Genomic DNA, 19,509 nt, shown 5'->3' with positions numbered 1-19,509 from the left:
TGCAGCAACAGGAAAATAGATTCTAACGTCTAAAATCACACAGATCATCCTGTGGATAAGTCTGTTGGTTTTTTGGGAGACTCAGCATATGAAGGCAGGGTTTTCCCCTTTTCGTGATCTGTTCCTGTCCGGCTTTCAGCACGACAGTTCAAGCATCACGCTGTCATGCCCGTCCGCCCGCCATTCCCGCCGCAGCCCGTAGGGCCAGTCCTTCGCGACATAGGTGGGATGGGTAATATTCCACGGGTTGCCATCCAGCCGCAGTGCCGCCCAGCCATGCGGTGTCTCCCCATCGGGCATGAGGCCAACAAGGGTCATGTCCGCCATGGGGTCGTAACAGGCGAACTGTTTCTCACATCCCTGAAAGACCAGTTGCAGACCGCGCCTTGCCACCCCCTTGCGCGTCAGGTGCAGCAGCAGGGTGCCGCCGGGCTTTTCCTGCGCACTGAAGATCACGCTGCCGCCACCCAGCACATCGACCGACAGCATCGTTACCGTGCTGGAATAGGAATGGTTGATGATGATGGTCCCGCCATTAAGGGTCAGCAGGCCCCGGTTCCATTCATGCAGTTCGTGCAGTTTCGTACTCAGCCATGCCCCGGCACTGACCACCACCGGGTGCAGGTGATGGGACGAACCTGCTGCAACGTCCGTGAAGTATTCCGCAATGGCCTTTTTAATCATACCCATATCGAAATAACCGGCAGCAAGGGAAAGCCGCCCGTCACTACACGAAATCGCTGCCGCTGAACCGTCCCTCCTGCCCATGAACTGCTCTCTCCTGAACGTCCCCGCATGTCGCCATGGCAGCGGACATGATTAAAATTACCGCTATCCCTGCATGGAATCGGTAAATAAAATTATTGCCCGCAAGGGGCAGAATAATTTCTTGGCAATATTCCTGAATTTAGTAGAAATAGTTTATAATTAGTATTTTCTATTCCAACATACGATAAGCTCATATGATATTTATCAAGGTTAATGCACGGTCTTTTTTAACACCACATAGTGATCCTGTCCACTTGGACGTATGACCCACGCAATGACAGCGCCCCGGTTGCCCACGGCATAAAAACTGGGGCGCAAAAGCTTTGGCCAGAAGTCCGTCCCTTAACAATACGTTACATATGACATTCAGATCATTACGGGTTCATCATCGGGAGATCGCCCGTATATCCTCTGCCCTGTCAGATGTTTCATCCGGCACCATATCTGCACCAGCCTGTCTGATCGCATCATGTGCATACACAAATAAAATGGCCATGCCGCCATAAGCGATCCGCCCGCCCCGCCCCATGCGGACCATTTAACAACAATCCCCGCCCGCATCCGGTCCGTATGGTCAGTGTGGGGTGGCTGGTGCGGACTTCGCCGGGGTCTGGGCGGGCGGATGGGCCGTGTCCTGTGGCGTATCGTCTTCAAACACGGCGCGACATCTGGGGGAAAGCTGGTCAAGCTTGCTTTCCAGGCATTCCGTCATCAGTTTTTCATTCGGAATGTCAAGAAAACACAGCCGGAATACATCGTTCTTGCATGGATGAGACTGGTTATTGCGGTCGGCGGCCCGCGCCGTGCCGGTAACGACCGTTACGGCAAGGACAAGATTGACTGCCCGGATCAGCACGCCAGCGCTGTAACGCGGAATGACGGGAATACGTCGCATCCGACGATCTCCTTCAGACTTCATACAGGGATTTTGTTATATCATGTCCAGCGCATTGCAGATTGCCGTGCAAGTCAAGCCACATCCACGCAGACCTGCCATCGGACGGGTCAGATCGGTTATTTCCTGAAAATTCCAGCAAAAAACACAAATGGACTTCAGGAATACGTGATGAATGACGGCCCTGCCCCGACCGGATGGCTGCCATACGGATACGGTCACGGGGATGGGTACGTTTTATGGTTTGCAGGAACAACAGGCCGCCTATGATCGCATGATCTGACAGCAAGCAGGACGGGTTCATGAACAGCGCCAATACCCCCGGATCATCCGGTGTCGTGATCGTAACGGGCGGCAGCCGGGGCATCGGGCACGCCATCAGCACCCTGCTGGGACAGCAGGGGCATGCGGTCGTCATCAATTACGCCAGCAACGCCGCCCCGGCGGAGGAACTGGCCCATGCCCTTATCGCGCGGGGTGGCCGCGCGCTGGCCGTGCGGGCCGATATCTCGAAACCCGAGGAAATCGGCACGCTGTTCACCCGCGCGGCGGAACTCGGTCCGCTTGCGGGGCTGGTCAACAATGCAGGCATTACCGGCACGAAGGTACGCATTGATGAACAGAGTGCTGAAATGCTCGACACCCTGTTCAACATCAACATCCGCGCCACCGTTCTGGCGGCAGGCGAGGCCGTGCGCCGGATGTCCACCCGCCATGGCGGCAGCGGCGGGGCCATCGTGAACCTGTCCTCCGTCGCGGCGAGGCTGGGGGGATTGCCCGGCCTCGTCCCCTACGCGGCCACCAAGGCGGCGGTCGAAGCCTTTACGCGGGGACTCGCCAACGAGGTCGCGCGCGAGGGCATACGCGTCAACGCCGTGGCCCCCGGACTGACCGCGACCGACATGGTGCCGCCGGAAATCGAGAAACTGGCCGAAACCGTGGTGCCCATGGGCCGCGTGGGTCACGTGGACGAGATCGCGCAGGCTGTGGCCTTTCTCCTCTCTCCCGCATCATCGTATATGACAGGAAGCGTGATGACCGTGTCCGGCGGTCGCTAGACTGACCCCCAACAGGAGAAACCGACCATGTACATCGCCATGAACCGTTTCCGTATCCCGCCTGAAAACGAACAGGAATTCCGTGAGCGCTGGCTGGGCCGCGAGGTGCACCTGCGCACGGTGCCGGGATTTGTCAGCTTCCAGTTCCTCCGCGGGCCGGAGCATGAGGATCATATTCTCTACGCCTCGCACACGGTCTGGGAATCCCATGAAGCCTTTCTGGGCTGGACGCAGTCGGAACAGTTCCGCGCCGCCCATGCCCATGCAGGCAACCGCAAGCCCCTTATGGCCGGACCGCCGGTATTCGAAGGCTTCGAGGTCCTGCAGAATATCGAGAACTGAACCCACCCGGCTTCCGTGCGAAGCCGGTGCGCCATTTCACCCGGACCAGAAGGGAAAACCCATGCGGCAGGCCACGCCCCCATTCCATACCGGTCGTCGGACCGTTCTTGCCGGGGGACTGGCGATGGGTGGGTTATGGGCAGGTCGCATGGGTGCGCGCGCCGCCATACCCGAAACCCTGCCCCAGCCGCCCAGCGTGATCTCCAGCCCACCCCGGCAATGGGGGGCGGATGCCCCGCCGGGCCTGCTGCCCGACCCGGACATACTGCCGCTTGATCCATCTTTCAGGGATCTGGTCTATGGTAACGCCAACCTGCGGCTGGCATGGCGTGGTGGTAGCTGGCTGGAAGGTCCGGCATGGAACAGCGAAGGGCGCTTCCTGCTGCTGAGCGATACGATCAAAGCCGTGCAGTACCGCTACCTGTGGGAAAATGACGCGGTTTCGATCTTTCGTCCCTATTCCTACAACAGCAATGGCAACATATTCGACAGGCAGGGGCGGCTGGTAAGCTGCGAACATGGCATGCGCCGCGTCATACGCTGGGAGCATGACGGGTCGTGCCATGTGCTGGCCGACCGCTATAATGACGCGCCCCTGAATTCACCCAACGATGTGGCGGTGCATCCCGATGGCAGCATCTGGTTCACCGATCCCGGCTATGGCGACACCATTGTCGAAGGTCATCCCGATGCGCCGGGCGGTCCCGCCAATCGCGGCGGAATCGAACGCTGGACGCTGGATGGGGAGGTCGTAAGCCAGTCTGGTGGCGACAGGCGGCAGGAAGACCATGTCTTCCGTATCGACCCGGTCAGCGGGAAGGTCGAAGCCGTGCTGACCCAGCAGCAGCTTAAAGACCCGAACGGGCTGGCTTTCTCACCCGATGGCAAAACCGTCTATGTCATTTCGTCCGGTCCCGGACCGGGGCAGAACGGACAGGGCGGGGACCTGCATATCCATGCCGGGGATGTGGATAATGGCACGGTGCGCAACCTCCGCCCGTTTGCGGACATGATGCTGAACGGTCAGCAGATGGGACCGGATGGCATGCGCACCGATATTTTCGGCAATCTGTGGTGCGGGGCGAACGGGCCGCTCGGCCTGTGCGGGGTGGTGGTGTACAACCCGCACGGCCGCATGATCGGACGGCTGCGCCTGCCGCGCGGGGTATCGAACCTGACCTTCGGCGGCCCGAAACGCGATGTCCTTTACATGTGCGCGGCCGATGCGCTGTTCACCTTGCAGGTCAATACGCAGGGGGCCGCGCCGTCGTAAGCGTCAGGCGCCCCCCACGCCGCTGCCCACCATATCCAGCGGCCGGACAAGGCGGTCGAACATGGCCGCATCCACAAAACCCGATGCAAGGGCCGCTTCACGCAGGCTGATATCCTTCTCCATCGCCTGATGGGCGATGGCGGAAGCCCGGTCATAGCCGATTTCCGGGCTGAGCGCCGTCACCAGCATCACGGAGCCTGCCACATAGGCATCAATCCGCTTACGGTTGAGCTGCGTGCCCTCCACCGAAAAGACACGGAAATTGTGACAGCCATCGGCCAGGATACGGATGGCGTGCAGCACATTGGCCACGATGACCGGACGCATCACGTTCAGGTCCAGTTGTCCCTGACTGCCCGCCAGCGCAACCGTCGTGTCATTGCCCAGTACCTGGGTACAGATCATCACCATGGCCTCGCACTGGGTCGGATTGACCTTGCCGGGCATGATGGACGAACCGGGTTCATTTTCGGGCAGGTGCAGTTCCCCCAGGCCGCAGCGCGGCCCCGAACCCAGCAGGCGCATGTCATTGGCGATCTTGAGCAGGCTGACCGCCACCCCCCGCAACCCGGCGGATGCCCGGACCATGGCATCCAGCCCGCCAAGGGCCGCGAATTTGTTGGGCGCGGTCACAAAGGGCCGGTCCGTCAGCGCGGCGATCCGTGCGGCGATGGCCTGACTGAACCCCGGCGGCGCGTTCAGGCCGGTCCCGACCGCCGTACCACCCGCCGCCAGTTGCAGCAGGCCGGGACGTGCGGCTTCCACCGCTTCCAGCGCATCTTCAAGCTGCTGCGCCCAGCCGGACCATTCCTGTCCCACCGTAAGCGGCACGGCATCCTGCAGATGCGTGCGACCGATCTTGACCACATCCATCCATTCCTGCGCCTTGGCGCGCAGGGCCGCGATCAGTTCACGCACACGCGGCAGCAGCCTGCCGTCTATTTCCAGCAAGGTGGCCACATGCATGGCGGTGGGAAAGGAATCATTGCTCGACTGGCCCATGTTCACATCGTCATTGGGATGGACCGGGCTTTTGGAACCGATGACGCCGCCCAGAAGCTGGATGGCGCGGTTGGCGATGACCTCGTTCACGTTCATGTTCGTCTGCGTGCCCGAACCGGTCTGCCACACAAAAAGCGGGAATTCGGAATCAAGCCTGCCCGCGATGACCTCATCCGCCACGTGGCCTATCGCATCGGCTTTCCATTGCGGCATGCGGCCATCCGCTGCGTTGACCTGTGCTGCCGCCTTCTTGACGATACCGTAAGCGTGACACACCTCGATGGGCATATGGTCGCGCCCGATCGAAAAATGCACAAGGCTGCGCTGTGTCTGCGCACCCCAGTAATGACTGGCGGGCACATCGATTTCCCCCATCGAGTCCTTCTCCCGCCGGGTGCCGGTGGCATCAATCCCGATGGGACAGTCTTTCAGCGTGGGGGTGGTGGGTTCGGTCATGGTGGCGTTCCTTCCCTTTATGGTTGAAGGAAATATGGGCGCACCCGACCACTTTCGCGCCCCTGCCCGGCATCACAAGGGGGTGCGCGCGATTTCCCGCCCCCCTTCCTATACCCGCGCCAGCAGCAGCATGGCGCCAAATCCCATGAAAACGGTTCCGGTCACAATGCCGAAAACGCGCCGCACCACAGGCGTCCTGAGCCATGACGACAGGATACGCCCACCGCCCGCGTAGACGAGGTACCAGAACGCCTCCACCACCGCGAAGGTCACGATCAGCAGCACATATTGCGGCATGTGCGGCACAGCCGGATTGACGAACTGCGGCAGGAACGCCGCCGCGAACAGCAGCAGCTTGGGATTGCTGATCCCGGTCAGGAAACCATCGCGCAACAACTGTTGTACTCCGATGACCGGCGTGGACGGCGTATCCCCGCCGTCTTCCTCCACCGAATCGCGCGCCATCCAGACACGCACGCCCAGAAACACCAGATAGGCCGCCCCGATAACCCGCAATACGGCAAACAGCCGGGGGGATGCCGCCAGCACACCCGCCATGCCCGCAAGCGATGCGGTCACCACCAGCACGATGGCCGTCATGCACCCCGCCATGACCGCGACACTGCGCAGCAGGCCATAACGCACGCTGATCGACATGACATGCATCATGTTCGGTCCCGGCATGGCGGAAAGCAGGAAAGCGGTAGCGGCAAACAGCAGCCATGTATGAAAAGTCACCTGTTCCGCCCTGTCCGGTCCGTATGTGTCATGTCCCGTACAATGCCGCGTTCCCTTGACGGCGGGCAAGTCCCTGCGGTAGAGCATATGTTATATTATAACGTTCAGGCGCACCATGTCGCTTTCCACACATACACCCGCCCCATCACCGGTGCAGGGTACGCAGACCCCGATGCCGCGCATGGTTCCCGATGCCGCACCCGCCCCCCTTCCCCTTACATGGATGGGCCGCGCGTGGTGGCAGCGGCTGGTGTGCATGGCCGGGCCGTGCGCGGTTCTGTGGGGGCTGATCGCCTGGGCCGTGGCCCAGCCATGACCGATGGGACAATCCGGCTGGATGATGCCGGTGTGGTAATGAATGGCACGCCGGTCTGGCAGCATGTGACCGGCTGTTTCACCCCCGGCAGCATGACGGCCATCGCGGGGGCCAATGGCGCGGGCAAGTCCACCCTGCTGCGCGCCATACTGGGCGAAGTGCCGCTTTCATGCGGCACGATCACGCGCGACGGCCTGCATCAGCGCGATTTCGGCTACCTGCCGCAGGCCCGCATTATCGACCGTGGCTTTCCCATCAGCGTAACCGACATGATTCTGGGGGGCGCGTGGCACCAGACCGGGGCCTTTGGCGCGGCGGACAGACAGATACGCCGGCGCGCGGCCAACGCGCTGCGCCGCGTCAATCTGGACCAGCAGGCGGGCCGCATGATCGACGCGCTGTCCGCCGGGCAGTTCCAGCGGCTGATGTTTGCCCGGCTGCTCATGTCCGATGCCCGTGTCATCATGCTTGATGAACCCTTTACGGCACTTGACGCCCCCACCACGCAGGACCTGCTGGAACTGGTGGGCGAATGGCACCGGCAGGGCCGCACCATCATCGCCGTGCTGCACGACATTCACCAGATCCGCACCTGCTTTCCCCATGTCGTCCTGCTCTCGTCCGGGCAGGCCATATGGGGGGAGACGGCGCGCATCCTTACCCCCGGCACCCTGCAGCGCGCTTATGACAGCACGCCGGGCGACTGGGGAAATGCACCGCCATGAGCCTGCTTTCCGCCCTGTGGGACCCCTTCGCCAGTTTTGGTTTCATGCGCCGCGCGCTGGTCGCTTCCATCACCCTTGGCATGGGGGCCGGGCCGGTCGGGGTCATGTTGCAGCTACGGCGCATGAGCCTGATTGGCGACGCGATGAGCCATGCCATCCTGCCCGGTGCCGCCGTGGGCTTCCTGCTCGCGGGCGGGCTGTCGCTGACGGCGATGGGGCTGGGCGGCATCGTGGCGGGGCTGGGGGTCGCCCTGCTGGCGGGACTGGTCAGCCGCCGCACCCATCTGGCGGAAGATGCCAGCTTCGCCAGTTTCTACCTGACTTCGCTTGCGCTCGGCGTGCTGATCGTATCGGCGCGGGGGTCGAATATCGACCTGCTGCATGTCCTGTTCGGGACCATACTGGCCATTGATGGACCGGCGCTGTACCTGATGGGCGGCATCACGACACTCAGCCTGTGCCTGCTTTCCATCATCTGGCGTCCACTGGTCATGGAATGCGTCGATCCCGGTTTCATGCGCATGACCGGAAGCCGGGGTGGCGTCTACCACATGGTGTTCCTGTTTCTGGTCGTCATCAACCTCGTGGCGGGGTTCGAGGCGCTGGGCACCCTCATGTCCGTTGGCATGATGATGGTGCCCGCGGCGACCGCGCGGCTGTGGACGCGCCGCCTTCTGCCCATGATGGCGCTATCGGCGGGCGTGGGCATGGCGGCGGGGCTGACCGGGCTGCTGGTATCCTACCATTTCAGCCTGGCGGCGGGGCCATCCATCATCCTGACATGCAGCATCCTGTATGTCGTCTCCCTTCTTGCATCCCCCACCGGACTACGGGCCGGGCGGGGCGCATCCTCCTGGCAAGGTTCATGATCGTGCATCGCCTGTTTTCCCTGCTTGGCCTTTGCGGGCTGCTATCCGTCGCCCCCGTTCATGCGCAGGCGCGTACCCTGCGCGCCGTCGCCAGCTTTACGGTGCTGGCCGATGTGGTCGCCCATGTCGGTGGCACGCATGTCACCGTCACGTCGCTGGTGCCGCCCGATGGCGACCCCCACGAATTCGAACCTTCCCCCGATGATGCACGGCAGTTGCGACAGGCCGATATCGTGTTCATGAGCGGCGAAGGACTGGAAAGCTGGTTCGGACGACTGGCGCATGCGGCCAGTTATCATGGCCAGCCCGTCATCGTATCCAGCGCCATACAGGCCTATACGCCCCCCGGCGCACAGCAGGCTGAAACCGATCCGCATGTATGGAACAGTGTGCCCAACGTGGTGATCTGGACCAACACCATCCGTGACGCCCTGATCGCGGCGGACCCGGAGGACGCGGACAGTTTCCGCGCATCGGCCAGCGCCTATGTCACGCAGTTACAGGCGCTGGATCAGGATATCCGCAGCCGGATATCCGCCATACCCGCGGACCGCCGGCGTGTCCTGACCAGCCATGACGCCTTTGGCTATTACGGGCGCGCCTATGGCGTCACCTTCATGGCCCCGCAGGGCCTCTCGACCGAGACCGAAGCCTCCGCCGGGGATGTCGCCACACTGATCCGCCAGATCCACCAGACAGGTATCACCACCTATTTCATGGAAAACGCCACCGACCCCCGCCTTGTGCAGCAGGTGGCGCGGGCAACCGGCGCGCAGCCGGGCGGCGAACTGTATGCGGAAGCCCTGTCCCCGCCCGGTGGCCCGGCACCTGACTACATCACCATGATGCGCCACAATACCGATCTCATGGTTGCGGCGATGCGTCCGCGCTGATCCCTTCCGCCGGCGGCTGAATCGCGAAGGGCGACAGGTCGATGGTATGGACATGCATGTCCACCACCGACTGCCGGTGCGTGATGGAAATGACCGTCATGTCGGGGCAGACCTGTCGCAGCAGGCCATAAAGTTCGCCTTCCGCCACGCTATCGAGGTTGGAAGTCGATTCATCAAGGAACACCCAGCCCGGTCGCGCCAGCAGGATCCGCGCGAAGGCAAGGCGCTGGAGTTCACCGGGGGACAGGGTCTGGCCCCAGGCCTCCTCCATTTCCATGCGGGGGACCAGCGCGCCCAGACCGACCAGTTGCAGGGCCTCGATCACATCGGCCACGGGATGGTTTTCCACCCCGGCAGGGTATGTCACGGCGCGGTGCAGCGTGCCGGTTGGCACGTAAGGCCGCTGCGGCACGAACATCATGGGCGTATCGGGCCGCGTGACATCACCACGGGCGAAAGGCCAGATCCCCGCCAGCACGCGGAACAGCGTCGATTTGCCGGTGCCTGACGGGCCGGTCACCACCGTCATCTGGCCATGGGCCAGCGTAAAGTTCACATCCTGCAGCAACGCCACGCCATCGGGGCGGAACACGTCCAGTCCGCTAACCGCCATATCGCCACCGGCGGGGGCCGGATGCACGCGCACGTCATTGCGCATGGCCTGCGCCCGGTCCATGACACGCTGGAACGTGGCCAGACGGGCGACCTCCGCATGCCATGTCGTCAGGGCGGCATAGGAATTGGCCAGCCAGCCCAGCGCGCCCTGCACGCGTGAAAACGCCATGACAAGCTGCATGAGCGTGCCGAAGCTCATCTTCCCCGCGAAATAGCGGATGGAACCGATCAGCAGGGCAAAGTTGCCCGATACGACATCCAGCCCCGTCGTCAGCAGGCCAAGCCACTTGGTCCGGCGCATGATGGAAAGGAAATTCGTGTAAACCGATGAAAAGGAGCGATCCAGCCCGGCCTGTTCCTCGGCCTCGCCCCGATACAGCGCGATCCCTTCGGTATTGTTGCGAACATGAACGAGGCTGTAGCGGAAATCGGCTTCCGCGCGCTGCTGGAAGAACTGCAGCCCCGCCAGCCTGTGCCCGGCCAGATGGGTAACCCACGTCGCCACCACCGAATAGATCAGCGCCGCCCAGAAGAAATATCCCGGTATGGACATGCCCCACAGTTCCAGCGGACCCGACAGCGCCCACAGCAGCCCCACGTAACTGAACAGCGTGACGATATTGGACAGCAGGCTGATGAACTGCGTAAGCGTATCGGTGACGAAGCTGTTCAGGTCTTCCTGTATGCGCTGGTCGGGGTTGTCGGCCCCGGCTTCAAGACCGGATGTGGTGATGGCGATGCGGAAATAGGTCTGGTTTTCCATCCACTGCCGCGTCATGCGCATGGTCAGCCACCGCCGCCAGCGCAGGCCCAGCATCTGCTGAAGGTAGGTGGTGTAAATACTGCACAGGATCAACGGAATGGTAATGATGAAAAAGCCCAGAACGAAGCCTTCCTCGTTATGGACATACCAGAACAGTCCACGCAGGAAGGTTTTCGCATCGTGCTGCTGCAGGGCCGTATAATAGACATTGCGCGAAAAGGACTGGAGCACGTCCAGTCCCACCATGGAAAAGGTAAGGGTCAGTACCGCCGCCAGCAGGCCCCAGGCCCATTTCCGGTCTTCGGACACGAAATAGGGACGGGTAAGATACCAGACGTCTTTCAGGAGAAGGCGCAGATGCTGCATGTTGATCCCGTGCAGTGGGTGAGGCCGTGAGTCATACCAGCATTCCCACGAAGTACGGACGGACTCAATCCCATTTGCCGCCGTGACGGTTTGCGCCTGCTGCTCGTGCGCGCATCTGTCCATCACGACTTGTTGACGGGACATGCCGCCCGCGCCGGCCTGCTGCCCATATGGGGAAAAGCCGCCACTTACCCGCTGGCAACAGGGGTTTATGATCCCCCGGCGCGGGGTGGTACGGGGCTGGATATATCGAATAGCCGAATGTCTGTCATAACAGCCACACGGGGCCGGGACGGGCGCATCGTGGTATGCCGGACATATCGCTTCACCGATGGCGGAATGGCGCGCCCTTCCGCCACGAAACCCAATGTTAGGGAGAATGAACATGACGTCATTCAGCCGCTTCCTGTCCGCTGGCGCCTTCGCCACCCTTCTGGCGGCAGCGCCGCTTGCGGCCAACGCCGAAACTTCTCCCCCGACCGGCGCCGGTGTCGCCAATCAGGTCGAACAGATCAAGCCCGGCTCCCTGTCGGCCGATACCGTGTTCTCGGCAGTGGCTTCGGCCAAGCCCGCGGACCTTGGCGGTATCCTGAACTACTGCATCCAGTCCAACTATCTCAGCTCGGCCGAAGCATGGCCGGTGCTGGCGGCACTCAACAAAAAGACGAACGACGTGCCGTCCAACAGCAAGGGCAACATGTCCTATGCCGATGGGTCCACGGGCCTGCTGAAGGTTGGCGGCGCGGAGCCGATCTCGCTTGAGGACGCATCGACCACGATCCGCCAGCAGGCCTGCGCGAAGGTGGAAGCCCGCGCCAAGTCCATGCTCTGATCCGTTCGCGTATCAGTGTAATGCAAGCCCTGCCGGTCCGCCGGCAGGGTTTTTTATTTTCGGCACATGCCGGTCTTTACTGTACCCACACGCGCGAAAACGCCATGTGATACAGACTGGTCGAGAAATAATTGCCCAGCCGGGGTGATACGAGATCCACATAACTTATGCTGATCATAGGTGCGGCGGGCGCAAGCCGGGTGATCCGATCATCGACTTCCTGCCACAACTGCTGTGTCGTGGCCTGATCGGGGGTGGTGCGAATACGTTCCAGCACCGTCTGCACCCCGGAATCACACAGGCCGGACATGTTGATGGAGCTGTCCGAACCCGCATGGAAATTCTCGCAGCCAAATAACGTGTCCAGAAAATTGGAGGGAGAGGCATAATCGGCATACCACCCCATGAGGCTGATCTGCACATGGTTGCTGGTATTCTGCACATATGCCGATTCCATGGCTGCTGAAAGCGGGTGCAGCCGCGCGTGGTAGCCGATGGCCTGCAGCATGTCGCGCAGATAGGTGCCCATGCTGATATACATCGCCGTGGCGGGAACGATCAGGGTGACATCCTGCCCCTGCGTCCCGCTTTCGCGCACAAGCTGGCGGGCGCGTTCCACATCCGGTCCCATCCACTGGCTGGCGGGATGATCGGGGTCCGCGCCGCGTGTCCACGCGCACATGCCATCGCCGGGCAACAGGCCGGGTGGCACCATGCGGCATAGCGGGGCCGCGATGCCCGAACCGCCATACAGGATCATCATTGCCCGCCGGTCCAGCGCGTAATTGACCGCCTGCCGCGCCTTGATGCTGTCAAAAGGCGCGATATTGACGTTCATCGGCAGGAACACCAGCCCGTATAGCGGATAGACATGGACCTGCGCGATATGGCGGCTGCCCATTTCCCCCAGCCGGTCCAGCGGCTTGAGACCCGCCATCCAGTCATACTGCCCCCGCTCGACGGCGGTCAGCGCATCCTCATCCGACAGGCCGTAATCATATGCTATGGCATCCACGTAACCATCGGGCTGGGCCGTCTCGCTCCATTCATGGAAGAAGGGGTTACGTTCCAGCCGCATGCCCCGGTCGGGGCTGGAGAAGACGATCCGGTACGGCCCCGTGCCCGGCGGCGCGGTATTGCCCATATCGTGGGGGGGCATGCTGGCGGGCAGGATCACCGCGTGACCGAACGCCATCTTCTGCGGGAATTCGGAATCGGGCGCGGTCAGGTGAATGGTAATGCGCCGTGTTGCGGCATCCGTCACGACACCGCCGGCAAGCGTGCAGTGAGCGGGATCACGCAGGCAGGCATCCGCGCCTACGATACCACCGTAATATGATCCCGCCGTGGGCGAACCCACGCGGAAGATGCGCCGCAGGGACGCCGCGACATCGTCCACCGCAAGCGGGGTTCCATCGGAAAACCGGATGCCATCGCGCAGGGTGAACACCCATGTGCGCCCGCCATCCAGCCGCTCGGGCAGGGATTGCGCAAGGTCGGCCACCGCCTGGCCACCAGCCGGGCCTTCCACCTTGGGATAAGTCAGCAGACCGTCATAGACGACGCTCATCACCTGCATGTACTGGCTGGAATAATTGATCTGCGGGTCCAGCGTTCCGGCAGAAGAAACGGCCGTCAGCCGCAGTGTGCCGCCACGATGCGGACTGCCGCGCGTGCCCTCATCCCCCGCCCATGCGGGCGTGGTCGCCAGCACCACCCCGAAGCCGAGGACCATCGCAGGACCGATGGCCCGCCATGTCCCCGTCATCCGCTGACCCGTTTCCGACTGCTTCAGGGAGTATCCCTGCCGTCCAGAAGCGCGGTCATCCGCGTGGTAACCTCCTCCGCCGTGGCGGTTGCGGGCAGGCTGCCCGCATATCGCCCGGTGGGGGACATGATGACGATCTGGCTTGCGGTATCCATGGTGTAATCCCCGTTTTCACCCGGATGGCGGACATAGGGGGCGTGATATTCGCGGGCCACCGCCTCGATCATCTTGGGCGAACCCGTCATGACCGTCAGATGGAAACCGAAACGCAGCGCGTAGGTCCGCAGCACATCGGATGTATCGCGCATGGGATCGAGCGTGATGAAGATCGGCGCGACAAGCCGTGCGCGCTCACGCCCCAGCGCCTCGACCCCCTGGGTCATCGCCTTGACCGTGACGCCGCAGACCGTATCGGGGCAGCGGGTGTACCCGAAATAGACCAGCATCCACCGGCCACGGAAATCGGTATCCAGCACCGATCCATCCGCCCCGTTGACCAGCCGGAACGAGCCGCCAACCGGATTGCCGTAGGTGACGAGCGGCACCGGCGCGCGGTCAAAAAGCCGGTACCCCACATACCCGCAGACCGAGGATACCGCCACGATCGCCAGTGTCAGCAGAAGGAAAAACCGGTCCCGTTCATTTCGCATCATCAGTGTGCATCCGCCCAATTCGTTCCGGTCCCGGTTTCCACCACCAGCGGTACAGACAGGGCCGCTGCGGATTCCATGACCTGCTTGACAAGGGCGGACAGACGATCGGCGTCTTCTGCCCGCACCTCGAACAGAAGTTCGTCATGGACCTGAAGGAGCATGCGTCCGTCAAGCCCTGTATCGGCAAGGGCGTCGGGAATTCGCACCATGGCCCGCTTGATGATGTCCGCAGCCCCCCCCTGCAGCGGGGCGTTGATGGCCTGCCGCTCGGCATAGTTGCGCCGTGCGGCGTTGCGATCGGCAATGCCCGGCACCCAGCAGCGCCGCCCGAACGGGGTCGTCACGTATCCCTTCGCCCGCGCTTCCTCCCGCATGCGTTCCATGTAATCGCGGATGCCGGGATAACGGGCGAAATAGGCGTCGATATAGCCGCGTGCCTCCCCCGGCGAAATGCCAAGCTGACGGCCAAGGCCGAAGGCGCTGATGCCGTAGATGATTCCGAAATTGATGGCCTTGGCGCGCCGCCGCGTCAGCGGGTCCATGCCTTCCAGCGGGATGCCGAACACCTCCGATGCCGTGCGGGCATGAATGTCCTGCCCCAGCGCGAAGGCTTCCCGCAGGGCGGGAATATTGGCCACGTCCGCCAGAAGCCGCAGTTCGATCTGGGAATAGTCGGCCGATACCAGCACATGCCCCGGTGCCGCGACAAAGGCGCGGCGGATGCGCCCCCCTTCTTCCGTGCGGATGGGAATGTTCTGCAGGTTGGGGTCGTTGGATGACAGGCGGCCCGTTGTCGTGACCGCCATCTGGAAGGATGTATGCACCCGTCCCGTCGCCGGGTTGATCTGGTTGAGGAGCGCGTCGGCATAGGTGCTTTTCAGCTTGGCAAGCTGCCGCCACGCCAGAATCCGCGCGGGCAGGTCATGGCCCTGATCCGCCAGATCCTGCAACACCGATGAATCGGTGCCCCACGCGCCGGATTTCATGCGCTTGCCGCCACTCAGCCCCATTTCATCGAACAGGATTTCCCCAAGCTGCTTGGGGGAGCCGACATTGAAGCTGCGCCCGGCCAGGGTATGGATCTCGGCCTCGATCACGCCCATGCGCTGGGCGAATTCGACCGACATGGCGCGCAGGTCATCCGCGTCCACCGCAACGCCCGCGCGTTCCATGTCCGCGAGGATCGGCACGAGAGGACGCTCCACTTCCTCATACAGCGCCAGCGCGTGACCGGGACGAAGCCGGGGACGCAGCACCTGCCACAGGCGCAGGGTCACATCCGCGTCCTCTGCCGCATATGGCGTGGCGAGGGCGATATCCACCTTGGAAAACACAACCCGGTTGCGGCCCGTACCCGTGACTTCATCATACGGGATGGGCGTGTGATCGAGTGTGAGGCGGGAGAGTTCATCCATCCCCTGCCCATGTTTTCCCGCCGACTGCGCGTAGGAAATCAGCATGGTGTCATCAACCGGCGCAGGCTGGACACTGCCCGCCTGCGTCAGCACCAGCAGGTCGAATTTGGCGTTCTGGAAGATCTTGAGGACGGATGTATCCGCAAAAAGCGGCGCGAGAATTTCAAGCGCCAGCGCGACTGGCATCTGCGCTGCGCACAGCGCGTCCATCAGGTCGCCTTCATGGCCAAGCGGAACATAACACGCCTGCCCCGGCCGGACGGCCAGCGATATCCCCACCAGACGGGCCACAAGCGGGTCCAGCCCATCGGTTTCCGTATCCACCGCGCAGACACCATGCGCACGGGCCTGCTCAACCCACTCACGCAGGATTTCAGGGTCCGTCACCGTGACGTACGGGCCGTATTCCGCAGCAGGCACAGGGGGAAGTTCTGCTTCCGGCTGCACGGATGCAACAGGGCTGGCCCCCTGCGCTGCGGGATGGCGGGCGCGCGGGCGCGCTTTCATCCCCATGCGCTGCAGCAGGGATGAAAACCCCATTTCGGACAGCCATGCACCCAGCCGCTCCATGTCCACATCGCAGCAGGTCAGGGCGGAAATCGGTTCGGGACAGGGCGCATCTTCGCGCAGGGTGACAAGCTCACGCGACAGGCGGGCCATATCGGCATGGGCCAGCAGGTTATCGCGTCGCTTGGACGCCTTCATGCCTTCCGCCCCCAGCAGGATGGCGTCGAGCGAGCCATATTCCGCCATCAGGGCCGATGCGGTCTTGGGGCCGATGCCGGGCACGCCAGGGACGTTATCCACCGGATCGCCAATCAGCGCCTGCACTTCGGCCACCCGGTCAGGGGTGACGCCAAACTTGGCCAGCACTTCCTTTTCCCCGATCGGCTTCTGCTTGATGGGGTCCATCATCATCACGCCGGGGCGGATGAGCTGCATCAGGTCCTTGTCGGAGGAATAGATGGTGCACTGCCCGCCCTCATCGGTCGCCTTGCGGGCGTAGGCGGCGATCAGGTCATCGGCTTCCCATCCGGCTTCCTCGATGGCGGGGACGCCGAAGGCCGCCGTGGCCGCGCGCACGAGGGCGAACTGGGGGCGCAGTTCCTCCGGCGGTTCGGGGCGGTGGGCCTTGTATTCACTATAGAGATCATTGCGGAACGTATGGCGTCCCGCATCGAATATGACCGCCAGATGGGTGCCTGCATGTTCGCGCAGCAGGCGTGAGAGCATGTTGGTGAAACCATACACCGCATTGACGGGCGTGCCGTCCGGGCTGGTCATGGGGGGCAGGGCGTGGAAGGCGCGGAAAATGAAGCCCGAACCATCCACCAGGATCAGGTGAACCTGCTTGTCGCTGGACATGTATCAGAATGCGATCAGTGTTCGGCGCCTGCGGGTGCATCGGGATTGAGGACAAACAGCCGCGAGCAGTAGGGGCAGAATGTCTGGTGGTGACCAATGCGCAGGAAAACGCGCGGGTGGCCAAGCGCACCCAGTCCCCCATCGCACGACAGGGTGCGCGAATCGACAACAATGGTTTCAACCGTACCCAGACGGGGGTGCGGAACGGGATCATGGGGCTGGGCTTGCATTCTGGCGGGCCTCGGGCTGTTGTCCGGCTTGGATTTGCATGTTTCCGCCCGGAAGCGGAACATGCGCTTGTTGATGATGATACGCAGGATTGCCGTGCTTTCAAACTTTCACCTGTCACGCCTGCTTTATCCAGTGCTTTTTGCGTTACTGGCAGCCTGCACCACGCGGGAAGCTCCGCCCCCCGCCCCACCGGCCCACCACCCGGCATTGAGCCGCCTTGTGCCCGCCGATCGCATGTTCGCCATTGCTGGCGGTCCCACACTGCCCCTGCGTATCTGGCCTGCACAGGGCACGGAACGTGCCGTGATCGTGGCCCTGCATGGCTTCAATGACAGCCGGGACGCATGGGAACGCCCGGCCCCCATCCTGAATGCCGCGGGCATGAGCGTGATCGCACCCGACCTGCCCGGTTTTGGCCAGACGGCACAGCGCGGCGGGTGGGCTGGCACGGATGTACTGGTCCGCAGCGCCGCAGACCTTGTCGTCACCATCGGACATGAACATCCCGGTGTGCCGCTATATGTAATGGGGGAAAGCATGGGTGGGGCCATCGCCACCGTGCTGGCCGCACGATCCGATGCGCCGCCGGTGGCGGGCTATATCCTGCTGGCCCCGGCGCTGTGGGACATGGATGGCGGGGCCCGCACCGTCACGCGGCTGATGGCGGCGCTTGCCCCACACGGGCGGCTGAGCGGGCGCGAACTGCCGGTCCATGTCACCGCCGCCGATGACATTCTGGCGCTGGCCCGGCTGTATTATGACCCACTGACGCTCCGCGATACCGGCACGGTCGCGCTGGCCGGCCTCACCGGCCTCATGCACGAAGCCGCCCGTGCCGTGCCCCACATGCGCGGTCCCGTTCTGGTCATTTATGGCGGCCATGACCAGATCATCCCCGCCCCCGCCATGGCGGCCGCATGGCGGCATCTGCCAACTGGCGCCCGGCGCGATTACATTGCAGGCGGCTACCACCTGCTGCTGCGCAGCCGGACTGCCGAACAGGTAACGGCTGACATAACAGGCTGGATACGACATCCCGATGATTTCCTGCCTTCGGGCGGGGACATGGCGGCGGCGGCATGGATGGCGGACCAGAAAGGCCGTGCGGCACCCTTGCCGCTACTGCCGGGGTATATGGACTGGATTGCGCCGCAATGATTTTTACTGATTTCAGGGGTGGCATTCGACGCGGTCCCGATGTATGCAGACGAGAGTGGACTCGTAGCTCAGCTGGATAGAGCGTCGCCCTCCGAAGGCGAAGGTCGAAGGTTCGAATCCTTTCGAGTCCGCCATTCTCCATAAAAATTACGAGATACTGCAGACCATTCAGACAGTCTGCCAATCTGCTCAAGGCGGCGGCGCGCGTCCCCCTCCAGCAGGTCTGCTCGACCGCACTGACAGAGCGCTCCTTCTTCCCCGATATCGCACGCGCCTGTCAGGCCTGACAGGAACCCGGACCAGCTTCAGACAGTTGTTTTCCTGCCATGCCAGCAGGCAACAACGCGCCTGGCCGGCTTTCATCCGGGGAACGAGAAATCATGACCGACCAGCACCTTTCCACGCCACAGGAGATCGAGCTCAAGCTCGACTTCCCTGCTGAGGCGCACGCTCTGGTCGCGCAGCATGTTACCCTGCTGGAGAATGTGGCCCCGGTCGTCCATACCCATCTGGTTACGATCTATTATGACACGCCGGATCTGACCCTGAGCAGAAGCGGCCTGTCCCTGCGGGTGCGACGTTCCGGCAGGCATCATGTCCAGACACTGAAATCCGGCGGCGATAACGCCCTGGCAACCCATCGTAATGAATGGGAATGGCCCGTCAGGACAACCAGACCGGACATCACCCTTCTGGACGTCACCCCGGCGGCCATACTGAAACCGATGCTGGACGGAAAGCTGGTGCCGATTTTCCGTTCCAACATCCAGCGCGCCATCCACATGATGAAATGTGAAGATGCGGTCATTGAAATTGCCATTGATGAGGGTTCTGTCCGCGCAGGCAAAACAGAGGAACAGGTTCATGAAGTAGAACTGGAACGTAAGCTCCCGGCGACTGACGCCTTGCTGAATACTTCTGGCCTGGTTCAGCTATGAAGCATGAACGATTTAAGAGATAGGGACGCGGTACTACCTGCGAGTGTCGCAGGTAGTACCGCAGAGAGGC

Annotated in this window: 19 protein-coding genes and 1 tRNA gene; 11 read left to right on the top strand and 9 right to left on the bottom strand. The window is 62.5% G+C overall.

Annotated features, from left to right (window positions below):
- Nucleotides 1–135: 135 nt before the first annotated feature.
- Nucleotides 136–768, bottom strand: coding sequence for a hypothetical protein (locus ACBR42_RS07790; RefSeq protein ID WP_110548199.1), 633 nt, complete (start codon nt 766–768; stop codon nt 136–138).
- Nucleotides 769–1,342: 574 nt separating this feature from the next.
- Entirely contained in the window at nt 1,343–1,663 is a 321-nt protein-coding gene (locus ACBR42_RS07785; RefSeq protein ID WP_371207675.1) for a hypothetical protein, read from the bottom strand.
- A 302-nt stretch (nt 1,664–1,965) separates the two neighbouring features.
- Between ACBR42_RS07785 and ACBR42_RS07780 the strand changes: the two genes are divergently transcribed.
- The 3 genes from ACBR42_RS07780 to ACBR42_RS07770 all read left to right on the top strand — a co-directional run bounded on the left by ACBR42_RS07780 (nt 1,966) and on the right by ACBR42_RS07770 (nt 4,336).
- Nucleotides 1,966–2,721 (top strand): SDR family oxidoreductase, encoded by a 756-nt coding sequence (locus ACBR42_RS07780; protein ID WP_132306202.1) that lies wholly within the window; start codon nt 1,966–1,968, stop codon nt 2,719–2,721.
- 27 nt (nt 2,722–2,748) lie between these two features.
- Nucleotides 2,749–3,063 (top strand): antibiotic biosynthesis monooxygenase, encoded by a 315-nt coding sequence (locus tag ACBR42_RS07775; RefSeq protein ID WP_102325333.1) that lies wholly within the window; start codon nt 2,749–2,751, stop codon nt 3,061–3,063.
- 61 nt (nt 3,064–3,124) lie between these two features.
- Nucleotides 3,125–4,336, top strand: a complete 1,212-nt coding sequence (locus ACBR42_RS07770; protein WP_371207674.1) for an SMP-30/gluconolactonase/LRE family protein — start codon at nt 3,125–3,127, stop codon at nt 4,334–4,336.
- A gap of 3 nt (nt 4,337–4,339) precedes the next feature.
- Here ACBR42_RS07770 and fumC read toward each other — a convergent pair whose 3' ends face one another.
- The gene (gene fumC, locus ACBR42_RS07765; RefSeq protein ID WP_132305156.1) at nt 4,340–5,794 is read right to left on the bottom strand and encodes a class II fumarate hydratase; all 1,455 of its coding nucleotides are present in this window, start codon (nt 5,792–5,794) and stop codon (nt 4,340–4,342) included.
- Nucleotides 5,795–5,902: 108 nt separating this feature from the next.
- The gene (locus ACBR42_RS07760; RefSeq protein ID WP_132305158.1) at nt 5,903–6,532 is read right to left on the bottom strand and encodes a LysE family translocator; all 630 of its coding nucleotides are present in this window, start codon (nt 6,530–6,532) and stop codon (nt 5,903–5,905) included.
- Nucleotides 6,533–6,647: 115 nt separating this feature from the next.
- Here ACBR42_RS07760 and ACBR42_RS07755 point away from each other — a divergent pair, with 115 nt between their 5' ends.
- Genes ACBR42_RS07755 through ACBR42_RS07740 form a run of 4 tightly spaced genes read left to right on the top strand, consistent with a single transcriptional unit; the run spans nt 6,648 to nt 9,335 of the window.
- Nucleotides 6,648–6,848, top strand: a complete 201-nt coding sequence (locus ACBR42_RS07755) for a hypothetical protein (protein ID WP_132305160.1) — start codon at nt 6,648–6,650, stop codon at nt 6,846–6,848.
- Nucleotides 6,767–7,573, top strand: a complete 807-nt coding sequence (locus ACBR42_RS07750; RefSeq protein WP_371207673.1) for a metal ABC transporter ATP-binding protein — start codon at nt 6,767–6,769, stop codon at nt 7,571–7,573. Before ACBR42_RS07755 ends, ACBR42_RS07750 begins: the two co-directional genes overlap by 82 nt.
- Nucleotides 7,570–8,442 carry a metal ABC transporter permease gene (locus tag ACBR42_RS07745; protein ID WP_110548196.1) on the top strand — a complete coding sequence of 291 codons (873 nt, stop codon included), beginning with the start codon at nt 7,570–7,572 and terminating at the stop codon, nt 8,440–8,442. The genes ACBR42_RS07750 and ACBR42_RS07745 overlap by 4 nt, the downstream gene beginning before the upstream one ends.
- A gap of 2 nt (nt 8,443–8,444) precedes the next feature.
- On the top strand, nt 8,445–9,335 hold the full coding sequence (locus tag ACBR42_RS07740) for a metal ABC transporter solute-binding protein, Zn/Mn family (RefSeq protein ID WP_102325647.1): 891 nt from the start codon (nt 8,445–8,447) through the stop codon (nt 9,333–9,335).
- Here ACBR42_RS07740 and ACBR42_RS07735 read toward each other — a convergent pair.
- Nucleotides 9,307–11,079, bottom strand: a complete 1,773-nt coding sequence (locus tag ACBR42_RS07735; RefSeq protein ID WP_371207672.1) for an ABC transporter ATP-binding protein/permease — start codon at nt 11,077–11,079, stop codon at nt 9,307–9,309. The two genes, ACBR42_RS07740 and ACBR42_RS07735, sit on opposite strands and share 29 nt — an antisense overlap.
- Nucleotides 11,080–11,464: 385 nt before the next feature.
- Between ACBR42_RS07735 and ACBR42_RS07730 the strand changes: the two genes are divergently transcribed.
- The gene (locus ACBR42_RS07730; RefSeq protein ID WP_102325329.1) at nt 11,465–11,911 is read left to right on the top strand and encodes a DUF2501 domain-containing protein; all 447 of its coding nucleotides are present in this window, start codon (nt 11,465–11,467) and stop codon (nt 11,909–11,911) included.
- Nucleotides 11,912–11,987: 76 nt separating this feature from the next.
- Here the strand turns inward: ACBR42_RS07730 and ACBR42_RS07725 are convergent, their stop codons facing one another.
- Genes ACBR42_RS07725 through ACBR42_RS07710 form a run of 4 tightly spaced genes read right to left on the bottom strand, consistent with a single transcriptional unit; the run spans nt 11,988 to nt 17,342 of the window.
- Nucleotides 11,988–13,679 carry an ABC transporter substrate-binding protein gene (locus tag ACBR42_RS07725; protein ID WP_371207671.1) on the bottom strand — a complete coding sequence of 564 codons (1,692 nt, stop codon included), beginning with the start codon at nt 13,677–13,679 and terminating at the stop codon, nt 11,988–11,990.
- Between the two features lie 23 nt (nt 13,680–13,702).
- Complete coding sequence (locus ACBR42_RS07720) at nt 13,703–14,332, bottom strand: SCO family protein (protein ID WP_102325327.1); 630 nt, start codon at nt 14,330–14,332, stop codon at nt 13,703–13,705.
- Nucleotides 14,332–17,112 (bottom strand): DNA polymerase I, encoded by a 2,781-nt coding sequence (polA, locus tag ACBR42_RS07715; RefSeq protein ID WP_371207670.1) that lies wholly within the window; start codon nt 17,110–17,112, stop codon nt 14,332–14,334. Before polA ends, ACBR42_RS07720 begins: the two co-directional genes overlap by 1 nt.
- Nucleotides 17,113–17,126: 14 nt before the next feature.
- Nucleotides 17,127–17,342, bottom strand: coding sequence for a zinc-finger domain-containing protein (locus ACBR42_RS07710; RefSeq protein WP_102325645.1), 216 nt, complete (start codon nt 17,340–17,342; stop codon nt 17,127–17,129).
- A gap of 61 nt (nt 17,343–17,403) precedes the next feature.
- Here ACBR42_RS07710 and ACBR42_RS07705 point away from each other — a divergent pair, with 61 nt between their 5' ends.
- From ACBR42_RS07705 to ACBR42_RS07695, 3 genes are all read left to right on the top strand, one after another.
- Entirely contained in the window at nt 17,404–18,501 is a 1,098-nt protein-coding gene (locus ACBR42_RS07705) for an alpha/beta fold hydrolase (RefSeq protein ID WP_371207669.1), read from the top strand.
- 57 nt (nt 18,502–18,558) lie between these two features.
- Nucleotides 18,559–18,635 (top strand) — tRNA-Arg (locus ACBR42_RS07700).
- A 246-nt stretch (nt 18,636–18,881) separates the two neighbouring features.
- On the top strand, nt 18,882–19,439 hold the full coding sequence (locus ACBR42_RS07695; RefSeq protein WP_371207668.1) for a CYTH domain-containing protein: 558 nt from the start codon (nt 18,882–18,884) through the stop codon (nt 19,437–19,439).
- Nucleotides 19,440–19,509 lie beyond the last annotated feature (70 nt).

Source organism: Komagataeibacter sp. SM21 (assembly GCF_041402665.1).
GTDB classification, from domain to species: domain Bacteria; phylum Pseudomonadota; class Alphaproteobacteria; order Acetobacterales; family Acetobacteraceae; genus Komagataeibacter; species Komagataeibacter saccharivorans.
The sequence above is the reverse complement of the archived record's forward strand: the minus strand, read 5'-3'. Positions and strand labels throughout refer to the sequence as shown.